A 15,328-nucleotide genomic window follows, 5' to 3' on the forward strand; every position below is an offset into this window, starting at 1 on the left:
AACCTTCGCTACCATACTTTTATGAAGTAATCTATTAAATTATGATAATGAGATAAGAGAGGTAAACGATTATGGCAGGAAACTTTAAAGTTTTTACATTGGGTGATGCTTTAATTACATTTAATCCTTCAGAAACGGGACCACTTCGATATGTTCCAGCATTTACACGGAAAGTCGGTGGAGCGGAACTGAACTTTGCTATTGGCTGTGCGCGTTTGGGAATGGATACAAAGTGGGCAAGCCGGTTGGGCGGAGATGAATTTGGACGTGTCATTTATAATTTTGCACGAGGTGAAGGAATTGATATGTCGGATGTAAACTTAGTAGAAAACTATCCGACTTCGCTGAATTTTAAAGAAATCCGCGAAGATGGAACAGGCAAAACATTTTACTATCGCTATCAGTCGCCCATATTAACAATGGAACCTGAAGACATTACAGAGGAGATGTTCGAAGGAATAGATTTGATCCACTTGACTGGGGTTTTTCTGGCCATCGATTCGAAAAATTTAGCGATCGCCAAGAAAGTGCTGAAGATTGCTGGCAAAAAAGAAATTCAAGTCTCGTTTGATCCGAATATCCGATTGAAGTTATGGACATTAGAGCAAGCGAAAGCAGCCTACATTGAGATCTTACCGTCTATTAATATCTTATTGACGGGCTTGGATGAAATCGAATTGATTAATGAAGGTGCTTCGGATCAAGCTCTAGAAGAATTTGCTGAACGCTTTGGGATTGAGCAGCTTGTTATAAAAGATGGGGGCAATGGTTCCAGGCTTTACCAAGAGGGCCACTGGTATTCGAAAACTGCTTTCCAAGTGAAAGTTGTTGATACTGTAGGGGCTGGAGATGGTTTTGATGCTGGTTATATTTATTCAACTCTTCATGGTTATAGCCCAGAAGATGCTCTGGAATTTGCAAATGGAGTAGGAGCACTTGTGACCACCGTCTCTGGAGATAATGAAGGACTTCCTTATCTTCAAGAAGTTTTCTCGTTAATCCGTAAAGAAAAGCTTATTGAACGATGAAGGAGGAGAGAAGGCAGAATGCTGAAACATGAAATATTATCAAGCATAACGGAGACTAAAGTGGTGGCGGTTATTAGGGGCAATAGTGCGGATGAAGCGATCGAATTATCAAAAGCTGCAATTGAAGGCGGTATACGTGCTATTGAACTGACTTATACAACTCCGCAAGTACAGAGGGTATTCGAAGCTTTATACGGACAGGACATCCTGCTGGGAGCCGGTTCAGTACTGGACACAGAAACAGCACGTCATGCCATTTTGGCAGGTGCAAAGTTTATTGTCAGCCCCCATTTCAATGAAGAGGTTTCATCGGTTTGCAATCGTTACGGACTCCCTTATCTGCCGGGCTGTATGACGATTCGTGAAATGGTCAAAGCATTAGAAGCGGGATGCGATATTGTCAAATTGTTCCCTGCGAATAACTTTTCGCCAGCATTCATCAAGTCGGTTAATGGTCCACTTCCACATGTGCGTATTATGCCGACAGGCGGCATCAATCTCGATAATATCCAAGAGTGGCTGAAAGCTGGAGCGGTAGCAGCCGGAATCGGCAGTGATTTGAACAAAGCATACGCAGCTGGAGGCTTTAATGCGGCAGTAGAACTAACGCAAAAATACATGCAGAAAAGCATACAGTAAAGGAGTCCTTTTTATGAATATGACATTTCGCTGGTATGGCCAAGGAAACGATACGGTTACACTCAAGCATATTAAACAAATTCCTGGAGTCCAAGGAATTGTCTGGGCACTTCACGCCAAACCAGCTGGGGAAGTTTGGACAAAGGAAGAAATTGGAGCGGAAATCGATTACATCGAATCTCATGGTTTCCATGCTGATGTGGTGGAAAGTGTTAATGTTCACGAGTCTATCAAACTCGGTAATGATGACAGTGCCCGCTATATTGAAAACTATAAAGAATCTATCCGCAATTTAGGTGAAGCTGGTGTCAAAGTGATTTGCTATAATTTCATGCCGATTTTTGACTGGACACGGACCGAAATGTTCCATCCGTTGGAAGACGGTTCAACAGCTTTATTCTTTGAAAATGCAAAAGTGGAGAACACTGACCCAAGAGAGTTGATCCGTACAGTCAGCGAAGCATCGGATTTAACCTTGCCGGGTTGGGAGCCCGAGAAGTTGGACCGTATTACAGAATTATTCGATGCTTATAAAGAACTCGATGAAGCGAAATTGTGGGAAAACTTAGCGGCTTTCTTGAAGGAAATCTTACCTGTAGCAGAGCAGGCGGGAATTAAAATGGCTATCCACCCTGATGATCCGCCTTTTTCGATTTTTGGATTGCCCCGTATCATCACAAGTGAAAAAAGCTATGAAAAATTGATTGAAATTTCCGATTCTCCTTCAAATGCTTTTACACTTTGCACAGGCTCTATGGGTGCAAGCAAATCAAATGATATGGCCGCAATAGCGAAAAAGTATGCTAGCCGTTCGCCGTTCGCACATATCCGTAATGTAAGAATTTACGATAATGGCGATTTTACAGAAACCTCTCATTATACACAGGACGGCTCTATTAATGTTAAAGGTGTTGTTAAAGAATTGCATGGCCAGAATTTTAGCGGCTATGTCCGTCCAGACCATGGCCGCCATATTTGGGGAGAAGTTTGCCGCCCTGGATACGGCTTGTATGATCGTGCACTTGGAATTATGTATTTGCTTGGATTATGGGATGCCTACGAAATTAGAAGAACGGAGGATGTGAAATGATACCAATTCATGAAAACTTAAATGGGCGTGTTGCAGTAATCACAGGAGGCAGCGGTGTTTTATGTTCGGAAATGGCGCGGGAATTAGCGCGTCAAGGCATGAAAGTAGTGATTTTGAATCGAACAGCTGAAAAGGGTGAAAGCGTAGCACAAGAGATTGCAGATCTAGGTGGGCAGGCAATAGCGCTAGCTGCTGACGTTTTAAATCGTGAATCACTCGAAAAAGTAAAAGCACAAGTACTTGAAAATTTTGGCCGAATCGATTTATTGGTAAATGGGGCTGGAGGTAACCATCCGGATGCCATCACGGGTCCCGAACTCCATGAAGACGGCGCAGCAGGACCATCTTTTTTTGATTTGGATGAAAGTGGTTTTTCATCAGTATTTTCCGTTAATTTCACGGGCACTTTCTTAGCCTGCCAAGTATTCGGCAAAGAGCTATTAAAAAGTGATGCACCAGCCATCGTAAACTTATCTTCAATGAGTTCTTATGCACCACTGACAAAAGTGGTTGCCTATAGCGCAGCCAAGGCTTCCATCAATAATTTTACGCAATGGATGGCTGTCCATTTCGCAGAAACGGGCATGCGCGTCAATGCCATCGCACCAGGCTTTTTCTTGACGACACAAAATCGGAATTTATTGCTCGATCAAGATGGCAATCCGACAGCGCGGAGCAATAAAATATTAACGGCAACGCCAATGAAAAAATTTGGTCAACCCGAAAATCTTTTGGGGGCGCTCCTATTCCTGGCAGATGAATCCTATTCTTCATTTGTCACTGGTACGACGCTCGCAGTTGATGGAGGCTTTATGGCTTATTCAGGAGTTTGATCAAGGATGAAAAAAAATGTGACGATGGCCGAAGTGGCTGAGTATACAAATACTTCTAAAAGCACTGTTTCGCAGTATTTGAATAAACGCTATGAATACATGAGTGAAAGTACGAAAAAAAGAATTGAAGCGGCAATTAAAGAATTGAATTACCATCCCAATAGTGTAGCCAGGAGTCTTAAACAAAAGACGACTTATACAGTAGGGGTAGTTGTCGCCAATATTCTCCATTCTTTTTCAACCCATGTCATACGGACATTGGAAACTAAATTTATTGAGCATGGCTTCCATACTATCATTTGCAATGCTGATGACGAACCGGAGAAAGAAAGGAATTATATTGAAATGCTGTTGGCGAAACAAGTCGATGGCCTTGTCATATTTCCTACAGGTGGCAATCTCGACTTATATGAACAGATGGAAAAAAACGGATTTCCAATTGTTTTCGTGGACAGAAAAATTGATGGCTTTAATATTGATACTGTTATGCTCGATAATTATCGAGCAGCGGAATTGGCTGTTGATCGGTTTGTTGAATGCAATCATTCAAGGATTTCCATTGTCACTACATCCGTTATAAGGAACATAAGTCCACGCGTAGAGCGGATTGAAGGATTCAAAAAAGCGCTTAAAAAGCATCTTCTGCCAATTCAGCTTGACTACATAAAAACGGCTGACACTGAAAATCTTCAAAATGTTTTGGCTGAATTATTTCTGCTCGATTCTCCACCCGAAGCCATTTTGGCAGGAAACGATATTGTGTTGATTGAACTCTTAAAATATGTAAAAGAGCATCAGCTGTCAATTCCCGAAGATGTAGCTGTCATTGGTATTGACGATGTGTCATTTGCCGGCTTTTATATGCCGCCGATAACGGTCGTAGAACAGCCTAAGGTCGATATGGCCAACAAGGCAGCCGAATTGTTATTAGAAAAAATCAGTGACGAAAGAAAAACCGAAAAAACCGAAATATATCGTATGGAACCAATTTTCATAAATAGAAGTTCTTGTTGATGCACCTCAATAATCTCTCGATTAAGTAAAAAAAAGTGGAATGAGCAATAGGCACAGCCTAAAATAACGCTATTCAGGAGGCGTAAAAATGTTTAACTTAAATGGAAAAGTAGTTTGGGTGACAGGAAGCAGTACCGGAATTGGTAGAGCGATCGCTGTTAAGTTCGCAGAGAATGGCGCATCAGTCGTTGTCCATGGAAATGGCAATAAAGCTGCAGCGAAAAAAACATGGGAAGAAGTTCAAAGCATGGGAGGCAAGAGCCTTCTTGTTCTGGGCGATGTAACCGACAGAAGCCAAGTCGATCGGATGACGGAAGAAATAGATAAAAAATTTGGGCGAATCGATATTTTGATTAATAATGCAGGAACAATGGTGAAGCGTGCAAAAGTAGAAGATATTGAGTTGGAAACACTAGAAAAAATTATAGCAATTAATTTCACTTCTGTAGTTCAAGTAACTCAATCTGTTCTCCCCCTTATGAAACAGCAGAAAACTGGTGCCATTATTAATATGACTTCAATTGCAGCTAGAAATGGAGGAGGTGGAGGCGCAGTTACATATGCCGCTGCCAAAGGCGCAGTCAGTACTTTAACCAGAGGATTGGCAAAAGAGTTGGCGGAAAATGGAATTCGTGTCAACGGGATAGCTCCAGGAGTTATTGAAACGCCGTTCCATGAACGATACTCGACCCCTGAACTTGTTGAAAAAATGGTAGCCTCCGCACCACTTGGCCGTGCGGGAACAGCGGAGGAAATTGCAGGAGCGGCATTATATTTAGCTTCAGAATTAGCAAGTTATGTTACAGGAGAAATTATTGAAGTAAATGGCGGCATGTTAATGGATTAAGAGATAAAAAGCAGTCTTCTGAGGTGTATTAAAAAAATATCATTCTTCTTCATTCTTCTTGGGAAAAACCATCAAGTTTGTATCTGCCGCCGAAAAGCAGGATACTAAGACTACCGGAAGAAATTTTACGGAAGATGGGGAGCCGCAACTTCTGGAGCTGGCTAAGCCGGGAACAGAAGCTGAGATATCCAGCACCCATGAAAGAGGAGGATATCCATGTCGATTTATTCGTTTCAAACAAAATTATCAACTGGTGAAGAAATGCAGTTCGAGAAGTATCAGGGCGAGGTGCTGCTGATTGTGAATACAGCCAGTAAATGCGGATTGACCCCTCAATACGAAGAATTGGAAGAGCTGTATAAAACCCATAAAGAAAAAGGATTTGAGATCATCGGCTTTCCGTGTGACCAGTTCGGCGGACAGGAACCGGGAACAGATGAGGAAATATCGGAATTCTGTTCGGTCAATTATGGGGTCAGTTTTCCGCTTGCTCAAAAAACTGAAGTGAATGGCGAAGCTGCCCATCCGCTTTATCGGTATTTACGCGGACAGGCTCCGGCGGACGAGGAGTTTGACGAGGCAGGCAAGTTGCAGAAAGAAGATCGCGATATGCTGGAAAGCTCCGACATCAAATGGAACTTCACGAAGTTCCTGATCGACCGCAAAGGAAATGTCGTCCATCGTTTTGCGCCGACTGTGAAGCCGAAGGCGATGGAAAAAGTTATTGAGCAATTATTGAATGAAACCGTCTGATGGATCTGGAAATTGAAATCGAAAAAGCACAGCAGGAGCGGAGAAAGACCCGTTCCTGCTGTGCTTTTATGAATTTCTTTACTTATTCCCAAACCACCGTCTTCTGCGCCTTCTCATTAACACTCAGCTGAAAAACATCCGGGCGCGAGTAATGGCCGGCTACTTCAAAGTCGAACTGGCTTTCAGCGATCTGATCCAGGTCGAGTTCTGCATAGAGGATCGATTCCTCGCCGTAGAACGGCTCTACGATCAATTCTCCCAATGGTCCGGCGATACAGCTGCCGCCGCGCGACATCTCCTCCGGCAACTGCTTGAATTCATCCCGCGATGAGATTTCTTCGGGATACATGGATTTTGTTGAATACTGGTTGCAGGACAGGACGAAACAGCGGCCTTCCGCAGCGACGTGGCGAACGGTCGCTGTCCACGTATCACGCGCGTCAGCAGTTGGCATGACGTAGATCTGGATGCCTTTTTCGTACATCGCTGCACGCGCCAATGGCATATAATTCTCCCAGCAGATCAGTGTCCCGAGGCGACCATAAGGCGTATCGAATACCGGCAGGGTGCTGCCGTCTCCCTGTCCCCAGATCAGCCGTTCAGAGCCGGTCGGTTTCAGCTTACGGTGTTTGCCGAGCAGTTCGCCGTTCGGACCGAAAAACAAGGCTGTGCAATACAACGTGCCTTGGCTGCCGGAACTGTCCTTTTCGATGACGCCGATGACGATGTAAGCACCCGCTTGCTTCGCGGCCTTGCCGATTGCTTCCGTTTCAGGGCCTGGCGCTGTGATGGAATTATCCCAATACTTCCTGAAATCTTTCCGGCCTTCCGGAGAGCGGCTGCCCACGACTGCACCAAACGACATGCCGCGCGGATAGGCAGGGATGAACGCTTCGGGGAAGACGATGATCTTCGCCCCTTGAGCTCCTGCTTCTTCAATCAGTCGAACTGTTTTCAACACGCCTTTTTCCTTGTCCATAATTTCTGAGCCGGCTTGGACGACGGCTACTTTAAATTTAGTGTATTTTTTCATCGATCTCATCCTTTCGTGTCAAATTCAAGTTTATCATTGTTATAATATTCTTGAAATGGAAGAAATAAAGGATGTAGATAGGGTGCTGGTGCAGGCACCCAATCTAAAAGTCATCAGCAATTCGGCGTCGGCTACGATTCCTTTGACCTGGAAGCCATGAAACAGCATGGAGTTCTTGGCACGCACACGCCTTTTGTGTTAGATGAAACGGTTGCGGACCTGGCATTCAGCCTGGTGCTGGCCACTGCGAGACGGGTGCCGGAATTGAACGATTTCGTCAAACAAGAGAAATGGGATGAGGAAACGGACAGCCGGGATTTATTCGGCGTCGACGTGCATCATGCCACAATGAGCATCATCGGCATGGGCCGCATCGGCGAGAAGATTGTCAGAAGAGCGAGATTCGGTTTTGAAATGGAAGTCCTCTACAACAGCAGGACGCCGAAACCCGCACTCGAAGAAAATACGGCATCGTTTACAGCAAACTGGACGCCTTACTGGAGAAATCCGATTTCGTCGTCCTGATTGTGCCTTTGACGCCGGAGGCCCATCACCTGATGGGGCAGCAGCAATTTGAAAAGATGAAGAACAGCGCGATTTTGATCAATTGTGCCAGAGGGGCCGTGGTGGATGAAAGGGCTTTGATCAGAGCTTTGGACAAAGGGGAGACTCCTGGAGCGGGACTGGATGTCTTTGAACAGGAACCTGTTTCTGCTAATCATCCGTTACTAAGGCTGGATAATCTGGTTGCCACACCTCATCTTGCCGCTTTGACACAAGAGGCGATGAACACCATGTCCCTGGATTGCGCAAAAGAGATTGTTCGGGTTAAAAATGGTCAGGAACCGCTCGTGTGGCTCAATAAAGAACAAATGCAGAAATTGGAATGAATTTATAGCATCTAATTGGATTTGAAAAGCACAGCCGAGAAGGGGGGAAACCCGTTTCGGCTGTGCTTTCTTGCTTACTTATCTTGTGCCATTTTCGAATCCGCGATACGGCAACATGCAGTTTTCGGGCAAATGATAGTGTCGGGGTATAAGTATGGGCAATCTCAAAAAATAAAACAGGCCACCCGGATGTTACAGCTTCATTAACATCCCGTCCAATGGCCGCTCCATCTGCAATTCCATCCATAAAGCGGTATCCACTAGTTTCTGAAGACTCACTCCAGTTTCAATGTCCATTCCGGCAAACATATTGACCATGTCTTCGGTACAGACATTGCCGACGGCTTTGGGCGCAAATGGGCAGCCGCCGAGACCGCCGATTGAGGAATCAAATCGGCGGATCCCGGCTTGATAGCCTGCTAATACATTGGCCAATCCTAAACCTCTTGTATTGTGGAAGTGAAGGCCGAATTTAATCTCATTGCCGTACTGCTTTTGGAATTCTTGAACCAATTGACTGACTTGAAGGGGATTGGCAAGCCCAGTCGTATCGGCCAAAGTAATCTCGGTCGCTCCTGCTTTGATGAAAGCTTCGGCTATTTCAAGGACCCGGTTAGCGGGCACATCTCCAGAAAATGGACAACCGAAAGCTGTGCCCAGAACACCTGCTACTTTTTTCTTCGCATCAGCCGCTTCTTTTATGACCTCCACTAACTCCGTTACATTCTGATCAACTGTTTTTCTAGCATTCTTTAAATTGAACGCATCACTTGTTGCTGTTACAACATGATAAGTATCGACAGTGGTTTCCAACGCTCTTTTCAAGCCGGAATAGCTCAGCACAAGCCCGGCGTAAGAAACATCATCAACCTTGGGGACTTGCTTCATCACTTCTTCAGCATCCACCATCTGTGGAACTACTTTGGGATTTACAAATGATACTGCTTCAATTTTTTTGATGCCGGCATCGATCAGTTTGGTAATCAATTCGACTTTTTGGTCAGTGGTTATCAGTTTCTTTTCATTCTGCAGTCCGTCACGAGGACCCACTTCGCAAATTTCGATCATTGAGCTTCTCCTTTCCATAAATCGATTTTGGGATTGTTCATCTGAATCAGTACATCGTCCCGACCTTGATAGATGTGTTCCTGCATGGCGATTTTGGCACGTTCCGGTTCTCGATTCTCAATCGCCTTTAAAATGGTTTTATGCACTTCCAGAGAACGAAGAAGCTGGCGTTCGTTATACCAATAAAATGAACGGAAAATCAAAGGGACGACAACGAGCTTGGAAATGTGGGACCTGAGATGTTCATTTTTAGTCGCTTTAAAAATTTCTTCATGGAAATCCTGATTGGCTTGCTGAATATTTTTTATCGTGGAGATATCGGATCGTTTTAGTTTGGTGATGGCTTGCTCATAAGCTGTATTTTTTTCGTGCATGAATTGCAGTTCTTCATTGGTACGGTTTAGAGCGGCTTCACTAGCACCGTGGCTTTCAAGCAATGCGCGCAAATTATAGATTTGGCGGATGTCTTCAATGGAAAACTCCTTGACGATATAGCCTCTGCGTTTATATGGAATGATCAGCCCGTCCGACTCCAGTTGTTTAATGGCATCCCGAATTGGAGTACGGCTAACTTGCAGCGCTTCTGCAAGAGCTTCTTCTGTTAAACGCTTGCCTGGTTCGTATTCTCCGATAATTATAGCATCTTTAATCGCGTTATATGGATTCATATAATCCCCTCTCTTTTAATTATTGTATACAGTAAAGTAAGGGACAGCAATCTATAATTAAAAAAACTTCTTATTTAGCTGTTTTAATGCTGAATTTACCCAACTGAAAAGAAAAACTAAAAAATCGGTTGACGTACTGTATACAATATGATAATTTTTAATCAATTGCTAATTGTTAGAAGATTTTGTTTATTGGATAAAAATCTTTCAAAAAAGGTTAGCAGCCAATTAGAAATGGACAGTAGCTATGCTGGGAAAAGAAAGCGTTCTCAATGAGGCGCCTATTTCAAGGATAAAGAACTATACCTCGGAGGTGCAATAGATGACAGCAAATAATCACACAATGGAAGCAGACGGAAAGACTCCTGAATCGGCGACGATGACAGAAGAACAAGAAAGAACACCACTCGAAGGAATCCGGGTGCTAGAACTGGGGACATTGCTTGCGGGACCATTTACTGGACGGATGCTGGGTGACTTCGGGGCAGAAATCATCAAAATCGAAGCACCAGACAAAGCGGACCCGATGAGGCAATGGGGACAGCAAAAAGATGGGGAAGGACTTTGGTGGCCCATACAGTCGCGAAACAAGAAGTCTGTGACCTTGAATCTAAGAACGCAGGAAGGACAGGAGATTTTTAAGGATCTAGTCAAAGAAGTGGATATTATAATCGAGAATTTCCGGCCAGGTACTATGGAAAAATGGAATTTATCTTACGAAGAATTGTCCGAAATCAATCCGCGGATCATCATGACGCGCACATCAGGTTATGGCCAAACCGGCCCTTACCATAAACGTGCGGGATTCGGCAGCGTCGGCGAGGCGATGGGGGGCATTCGCCATGTTACAGGATTCCCTGACAGAGCACCTTCCAGGATTGGTGTATCACTGGGCGATACGCTGGCGGCATTATTTGCGACAATCGGTACTTTGACGGCTTTGAATGAGCGCCATTTCTCAGGAAAAGGCCAAATGGTTGATACGGCAATCTATGAATCGGTATTTTCCGTGATGGAAAGTACAGTGCCCGATTATCTGCTGGCCGGTTATGTACGTGAGCGGATGGGCAACATTTTGCCGGGGGTGGCACCTTCTAATATTTATCTGACAAAAGAAGGTACCTATGTTGTCATCGGTGGAAACGCTGACGGTGTTTTCAAACGACTTTGCGAAGCGATGGGCCAGCCGGGACTGTTCGATAATCCGAAATACCATACTCATCATGCCAGAAGTGAGCATATGACAGAGCTGGACCAATTAATCGAAGAATGGACAAAATCCAAAGATACGGTAGAGGTGCTTGAAATACTGGCAGAAAAAGGGGTTCCCTCGGGTCGGATTTATTCGGCGAAAGATATTGTGGAAGATCCGCATTATGCTGCAAGAGACATGATCATTAAGACGGAACATCCAGTTCTCGGTGAATTTCCAATGCCAGGAGTGGTTCCGAAACTTAGCCGGACGCCTGGAAAAGTGAAGCACGTCGGAGCCGAATCCATCGGCAAAGATAATGCAGCAGTCTACGGTAACTTATTGAATTACGATGAAGAAAAGTTGAAGGAATTGAAGAGCAATCAAATCATCTGACTGAAAGAAGGGAGCCGTTATGGGCAAAACACTTTATGAAAAAATTTGGGACCGTCATGTTGTGGTGGAACAGGAAGCACAGCCGGATATTATTTATATCGATCTTCACTTGATTCACGAAGTGACGTCACCTCAGGCCTTTGACGGGCTTAGGTTGGCAAACCGTAAAGTCCACAGGCCGGATCGGACATTGGCAACGATGGATCATTCGATTCCGACAACAGACCGCCACCTTCCGTTCGAAGACAAAATAGCTGAGAAGCAAGTGGAGGCTTTGCGGCAAAACTGCAAGGAATTCGGCATTAAACTGTTTGATCTGTTCAGCCGCAGACAGGGAATCGTCCATATCATCGCGCCGGAGCTCGGTTTGACGCAGCCGGGACAGACGATTGTCTGCGGCGATAGCCATACCGCTACACATGGGGCCTTCGGGACACTTGCTTTTGGCATCGGCACAAGCGAAGTGGAGCATGTACTGGCGACTCAGACCCTTAAGCAGTATAAATCGAAAACAATGGCCATCAATTTCAACGGCCAGCTGCCTATCGGAGTAACGGCGAAAGATTTGATTCTCGCACTGATCGGAAAATTCGGACATGATTTCGGTACCGGCTACGTACTTGAGTACCGCGGCGAAGCCATCAGCAATCTGACGATGGAAGAACGGATGACAGTATGCAATATGTCCATTGAAATCGGTGCACGCGCCGGCCTTATCGCGCCGGACGAAACAACTTTCGACTATTTGAAAGGGAAGGAATACGTGCCCGAAGGAGAAGAATGGGAGACGGCGCTGGAAGATTGGCGGCAGCTTCACAGCGATGAGGAAGCGGACTTTGATCGTATAGTTGACTTTGATTGTTCAGAAATCGAACCACAGGTGACATGGGGAACAAATCCGGGTCTTGTTGCCAGCATAAACGGAACTGTGCCTGGACCGTCGGATGTTGCAGAAGAAAAGCAGCAAATGGTTAAAAGCGCGCTGGCCTACATGGATTTAAAGCCTGGAACGGCGATAACGGATATTCCCGTCAATACAGTCTTTATCGGATCCTGTACAAACGGACGCATTCAGGATTTGCGGGAAGCTGCCAAAGTGGTCAATGGCTACAAGGTAGCATCAGGAGTTCGCGCCTTAGTGGTGCCGGGTTCACAGTCGGTCAAGCAGCAGGCGGAAGATGAAGGCTTGGCGAAAATCTTTACAGATGCCGGATTTGAGTGGCGTGAAGCCGGATGCAGCATGTGTTTGGGAATGAATCCGGATATCGCCAAGCCGGGAGACCGAATCGCCTCGACTTCGAACCGCAACTTCGAGGGCAGGCAGGGGAGGGATTCAAGATCCCATCTAGTCAGCCCGTCCATGGCAGCGGCAGCGGCGGTCGAAGGACATTTTGTGGATGTCCGCGATTGGCCGGTCAAAATCGGAGAAGAGGTGTAATCATGGAAGCATTCAAAACTCATAGCGGAATTGTGGCGCCTCTAGACCGGGCGAATATCGACACGGACGCAATCATCCCGAAACAATTTCTGAAACGCATTGAAAAAAGTGGATATGGCCAGTTCTTGTTTTATGACTGGCGCTACTATGAAGAAGACCAGGAAAATCCCGATTTCCTGTTGAATCGGGAACCCTATCGCAACGCGACAGTTCTACTGACACGGGAAAATTTCGGCTGCGGCTCATCGCGCGAGCACGCTCCGTGGGCAATCGAAGATTTCGGTTTCCGTGTGGTCATCGCGCCGTCATTTGCGGATATCTTCTATAATAACTGTTTTAAAAACGGCATTCTGCCTATTCAGCTGTCAGCGAAAGACGTGCAGCAGCTGTTTGAGAAATCTGCCGCCATTCCTGGCTATCAGCTGACGGTCAATTTGGAAAAAAATGTAATTACAGATGGACAGGGCTATGAAAAGAGTTTTGAAGTGGATGAATACCGCCGCGACATGCTCCTGAAAGGACTCGATGAAATTTCCGCAACGATTCAATATGAAACGGAAATAACTGATTTTGAACGTCGTCATAATGTTTATTACTCATTAAAATGAAGTGGCCAAGAAATGAATTTTTAAGATGGTTAAGATTACGGTACGTAAAAAAGGAGCTTATTTATGGACAATAAGTCAATCAAAGAACCAATCCGCAAGAAATGGATATGGATCGTTCTCGTACTGATCGTTCTTGGGAATGTTCCATGGTATATGCCGGCAGGCTCGTATGAACCGCTGATTTTAGGCATCCCTTACTGGGCATGGATTATTGTAGGTTTTTCTCTCTTGCTTTGCGCTTACTTGAGCTGGGCAACTTTAAAGCACTGGAATATCGTAGAAGATGTTGAAGAAGAAGAGAAGAGGGGGAAATTGAATGAATGATTTAACCTTTTCAGGTATGGATGGTGTCTTAATCTTATCTGCCTATGCTGTTGTCATGCTGCTGATTGGTTATTTCTCAGGGCGCGGCGACAAAACGCTTCATGATAGCATGAGCAATTATTACTTAGCAGGGAAAAATCTTGGCTTCATCGCTTTGTTCTTCACGCTGTATGCGACACAATACAGTGGAAATACGATTATCGGATATGCACCGACTGCTTACCGGACTGGTTTTGCCTGGTTGCAGTCCATCACGTTCATGACGATTATCATTGGTGTCTATTTGTTATTTGCACCAAGGTTGTATGTAGTGTCCAAAAAGCTGAACTTCATTACGCCGGCAGACTGGATCAATTATCGCTTTAAATCCAAGGCTGTTACCATTTTGGCTGTATTGCTAATGCTTTGGGGACTGGGAAATTATCTTTTGGAGCAGCTAGTGGCTATCGGACAGGCAGCATCAAGCCTGACGGGCGGGACCATTCCATATCAAGTCGCCGTTATCGCCTTTGTTTTGGTCATGCTGATTTACGAATGGCTGGGTGGGATGAAAGCGGTTGCTTTCACTGATGTCATGCAGGGGCTTGTATTGATGGTGGGAATCGTAATCTTCCTTGTTGGAGCTGTGTACCTGGTCGGAGGCAATTTTGCAGGCGCAACCCAATTTATTGCTGAAACAGAACCTGCCAAACTTGGGGTCCCAGAGATGATGACTTCGGTCAACTGGCTGAGTATGATCTTGCTAGTCGGCTTTGGAGCTGCAATTTACCCACATGCAGTCCAACGAATTTTTGCAGCTGAAAGTGAGCGTACGCTAAAGCGTTCATTCTCCCGGATGGCCTGGATGCCACCGATTACTACTGGACTTGTATTCATCATCGGAATTTTAGGGATTGCACTTATTCCTAATCTGGATGTAGCGGGATCAGAACAGCTGGTTGGTTTGATGGCCAATGAAATAGCAGGCATCAACGGATTCTTTTACTGGGTGATGATCATCTTCTTCGGAGCGATTGTTGCCGCGATTGTATCCACAGCGGATTCTGTGCTGTTGAGTTTCTCGTCTATTGTGTCAAACGATATCTACAGCCGATTCATCAATCCGAATGCACCGGAGCGTAAAAAAGTGCTAGTCGGAAAAGTGACGGGTATCTTTGCTGTTGCTATCCTGTTATGGATCGCTTGGTATCCTCCAGCGACTTTATATGAAATTTTTGTCTTAAAGTTCGAATTGCTGGTTCAAGTATTCCCTGCCTTTGTTCTCGGTTTGTACTGGAAGCGAATGGCTGCACAGCCTGTATTTTGGGGGATGTTAACAGGAGCCATTATTGCAGGAGTCCTTACGTGGACCGGACATAAAACCGTATTTGGCGTTCATGGTGGAGTTATTGGTTTAGCTGCCAACTTCCTGATTGCGGTTGTCGGCTCTTACCTCGTGACAGTAACTGCAACAGAAGAAGAGAAGGAAGACCTGAAAAAAATCGACTTGGCTTAACGGAGAATGCTT

Annotated in this window: 15 protein-coding genes and 1 pseudogene; 13 read left to right on the forward strand and 3 right to left on the reverse strand. The window is 45.2% G+C overall.

Annotated elements, in window-relative coordinates:
- Nucleotides 1-71 precede the first annotated feature (71 nt).
- The 7 genes from ACRC6Q_RS01525 (at nucleotide 72) to ACRC6Q_RS01555 (ending at nucleotide 6,204) form a co-directional block, all read left to right on the forward strand.
- Nucleotides 72-1,028, forward strand: a complete 957-nt coding sequence (locus tag ACRC6Q_RS01525) for a sugar kinase (RefSeq protein ID WP_431465617.1) — start codon at nucleotides 72-74, stop codon at nucleotides 1,026-1,028.
- An 18-nt stretch (nucleotides 1,029-1,046) separates the two neighbouring features.
- A complete protein-coding gene (locus tag ACRC6Q_RS01530) occupies nucleotides 1,047-1,667 on the forward strand; it encodes a bifunctional 2-keto-4-hydroxyglutarate aldolase/2-keto-3-deoxy-6-phosphogluconate aldolase (RefSeq protein ID WP_431465618.1) in 621 nt (206 codons plus the stop codon).
- A gap of 13 nt (nucleotides 1,668-1,680) precedes the next feature.
- Nucleotides 1,681-2,757, forward strand: coding sequence for a mannonate dehydratase (gene uxuA, locus ACRC6Q_RS01535; RefSeq protein ID WP_431465619.1), 1,077 nt, complete (start codon nucleotides 1,681-1,683; stop codon nucleotides 2,755-2,757).
- On the forward strand, nucleotides 2,754-3,590 hold the full coding sequence (locus ACRC6Q_RS01540) for an SDR family oxidoreductase (protein ID WP_431465620.1): 837 nt from the start codon (nucleotides 2,754-2,756) through the stop codon (nucleotides 3,588-3,590). Before uxuA ends, ACRC6Q_RS01540 begins: the two co-directional genes overlap by 4 nt.
- A 6-nt stretch (nucleotides 3,591-3,596) precedes the next feature.
- The gene (locus ACRC6Q_RS01545; protein ID WP_431465621.1) at nucleotides 3,597-4,604 is read left to right on the forward strand and encodes a LacI family DNA-binding transcriptional regulator; all 1,008 of its coding nucleotides are present in this window, start codon (nucleotides 3,597-3,599) and stop codon (nucleotides 4,602-4,604) included.
- 88 nt (nucleotides 4,605-4,692) lie between these two features.
- Entirely contained in the window at nucleotides 4,693-5,451 is a 759-nt protein-coding gene (locus tag ACRC6Q_RS01550) for an SDR family NAD(P)-dependent oxidoreductase (RefSeq protein WP_431465622.1), read from the forward strand.
- A 216-nt stretch (nucleotides 5,452-5,667) separates the two neighbouring features.
- Entirely contained in the window at nucleotides 5,668-6,204 is a 537-nt protein-coding gene (locus tag ACRC6Q_RS01555) for a glutathione peroxidase (protein ID WP_431465623.1), read from the forward strand.
- 82 nt (nucleotides 6,205-6,286) lie between these two features.
- Here the strand turns inward: ACRC6Q_RS01555 and ACRC6Q_RS01560 are convergent, their stop codons facing one another.
- Nucleotides 6,287-7,237 (reverse strand): carbon-nitrogen hydrolase family protein, encoded by a 951-nt coding sequence (locus ACRC6Q_RS01560; protein ID WP_431465624.1) that lies wholly within the window; start codon nucleotides 7,235-7,237, stop codon nucleotides 6,287-6,289.
- A gap of 126 nt (nucleotides 7,238-7,363) precedes the next feature.
- Here ACRC6Q_RS01560 and ACRC6Q_RS01565 point away from each other — a divergent pair.
- Nucleotides 7,364-8,127, forward strand: a pseudogene (locus ACRC6Q_RS01565) (NAD(P)-dependent oxidoreductase); the annotation flags it as partial.
- A gap of 192 nt (nucleotides 8,128-8,319) precedes the next feature.
- Here ACRC6Q_RS01565 and ACRC6Q_RS01570 read toward each other — a convergent pair.
- Together ACRC6Q_RS01570 and ACRC6Q_RS01575 are read right to left on the reverse strand one after the other, a co-directional pair.
- A complete protein-coding gene (locus ACRC6Q_RS01570) occupies nucleotides 8,320-9,195 on the reverse strand; it encodes a hydroxymethylglutaryl-CoA lyase (RefSeq protein ID WP_431465625.1) in 876 nt (291 codons plus the stop codon).
- Nucleotides 9,192-9,863, reverse strand: coding sequence for a GntR family transcriptional regulator (locus tag ACRC6Q_RS01575; protein ID WP_431465626.1), 672 nt, complete (start codon nucleotides 9,861-9,863; stop codon nucleotides 9,192-9,194). Before ACRC6Q_RS01575 ends, ACRC6Q_RS01570 begins: the two co-directional genes overlap by 4 nt.
- A gap of 379 nt (nucleotides 9,864-10,242) precedes the next feature.
- Here ACRC6Q_RS01575 and ACRC6Q_RS01580 point away from each other — a divergent pair, with 379 nt between their 5' ends.
- The 5 genes from ACRC6Q_RS01580 to ACRC6Q_RS01600 all read left to right on the forward strand — a co-directional run bounded on the left by ACRC6Q_RS01580 (nucleotide 10,243) and on the right by ACRC6Q_RS01600 (nucleotide 15,316).
- Nucleotides 10,243-11,451 carry a CaiB/BaiF CoA transferase family protein gene (locus tag ACRC6Q_RS01580; RefSeq protein WP_431466313.1) on the forward strand — a complete coding sequence of 403 codons (1,209 nt, stop codon included), beginning with the start codon at nucleotides 10,243-10,245 and terminating at the stop codon, nucleotides 11,449-11,451.
- Between the two features lie 19 nt (nucleotides 11,452-11,470).
- Complete coding sequence (gene leuC, locus ACRC6Q_RS01585; protein WP_431465627.1) at nucleotides 11,471-12,889, forward strand: 3-isopropylmalate dehydratase large subunit; 1,419 nt, start codon at nucleotides 11,471-11,473, stop codon at nucleotides 12,887-12,889.
- A 2-nt stretch (nucleotides 12,890-12,891) separates the two neighbouring features.
- On the forward strand, nucleotides 12,892-13,497 hold the full coding sequence (gene leuD / locus ACRC6Q_RS01590; protein ID WP_431465628.1) for a 3-isopropylmalate dehydratase small subunit: 606 nt from the start codon (nucleotides 12,892-12,894) through the stop codon (nucleotides 13,495-13,497).
- A gap of 63 nt (nucleotides 13,498-13,560) precedes the next feature.
- Nucleotides 13,561-13,821: a hypothetical protein gene (locus tag ACRC6Q_RS01595; protein WP_431465629.1), complete on the forward strand. Its 261-nt coding sequence runs from the start codon at nucleotides 13,561-13,563 to the stop codon at nucleotides 13,819-13,821.
- A complete protein-coding gene (locus ACRC6Q_RS01600) occupies nucleotides 13,814-15,316 on the forward strand; it encodes a sodium:solute symporter family protein (RefSeq protein ID WP_431465630.1) in 1,503 nt (500 codons plus the stop codon). The genes ACRC6Q_RS01595 and ACRC6Q_RS01600 overlap by 8 nt, the downstream gene beginning before the upstream one ends.
- Nucleotides 15,317-15,328 lie beyond the last annotated feature (12 nt).

Origin of the sequence: Planococcus sp. SE5232, from assembly GCF_050686535.1 — a bacterium.
GTDB lineage: Bacteria > Bacillota > Bacilli > Bacillales_A > Planococcaceae > Planococcus.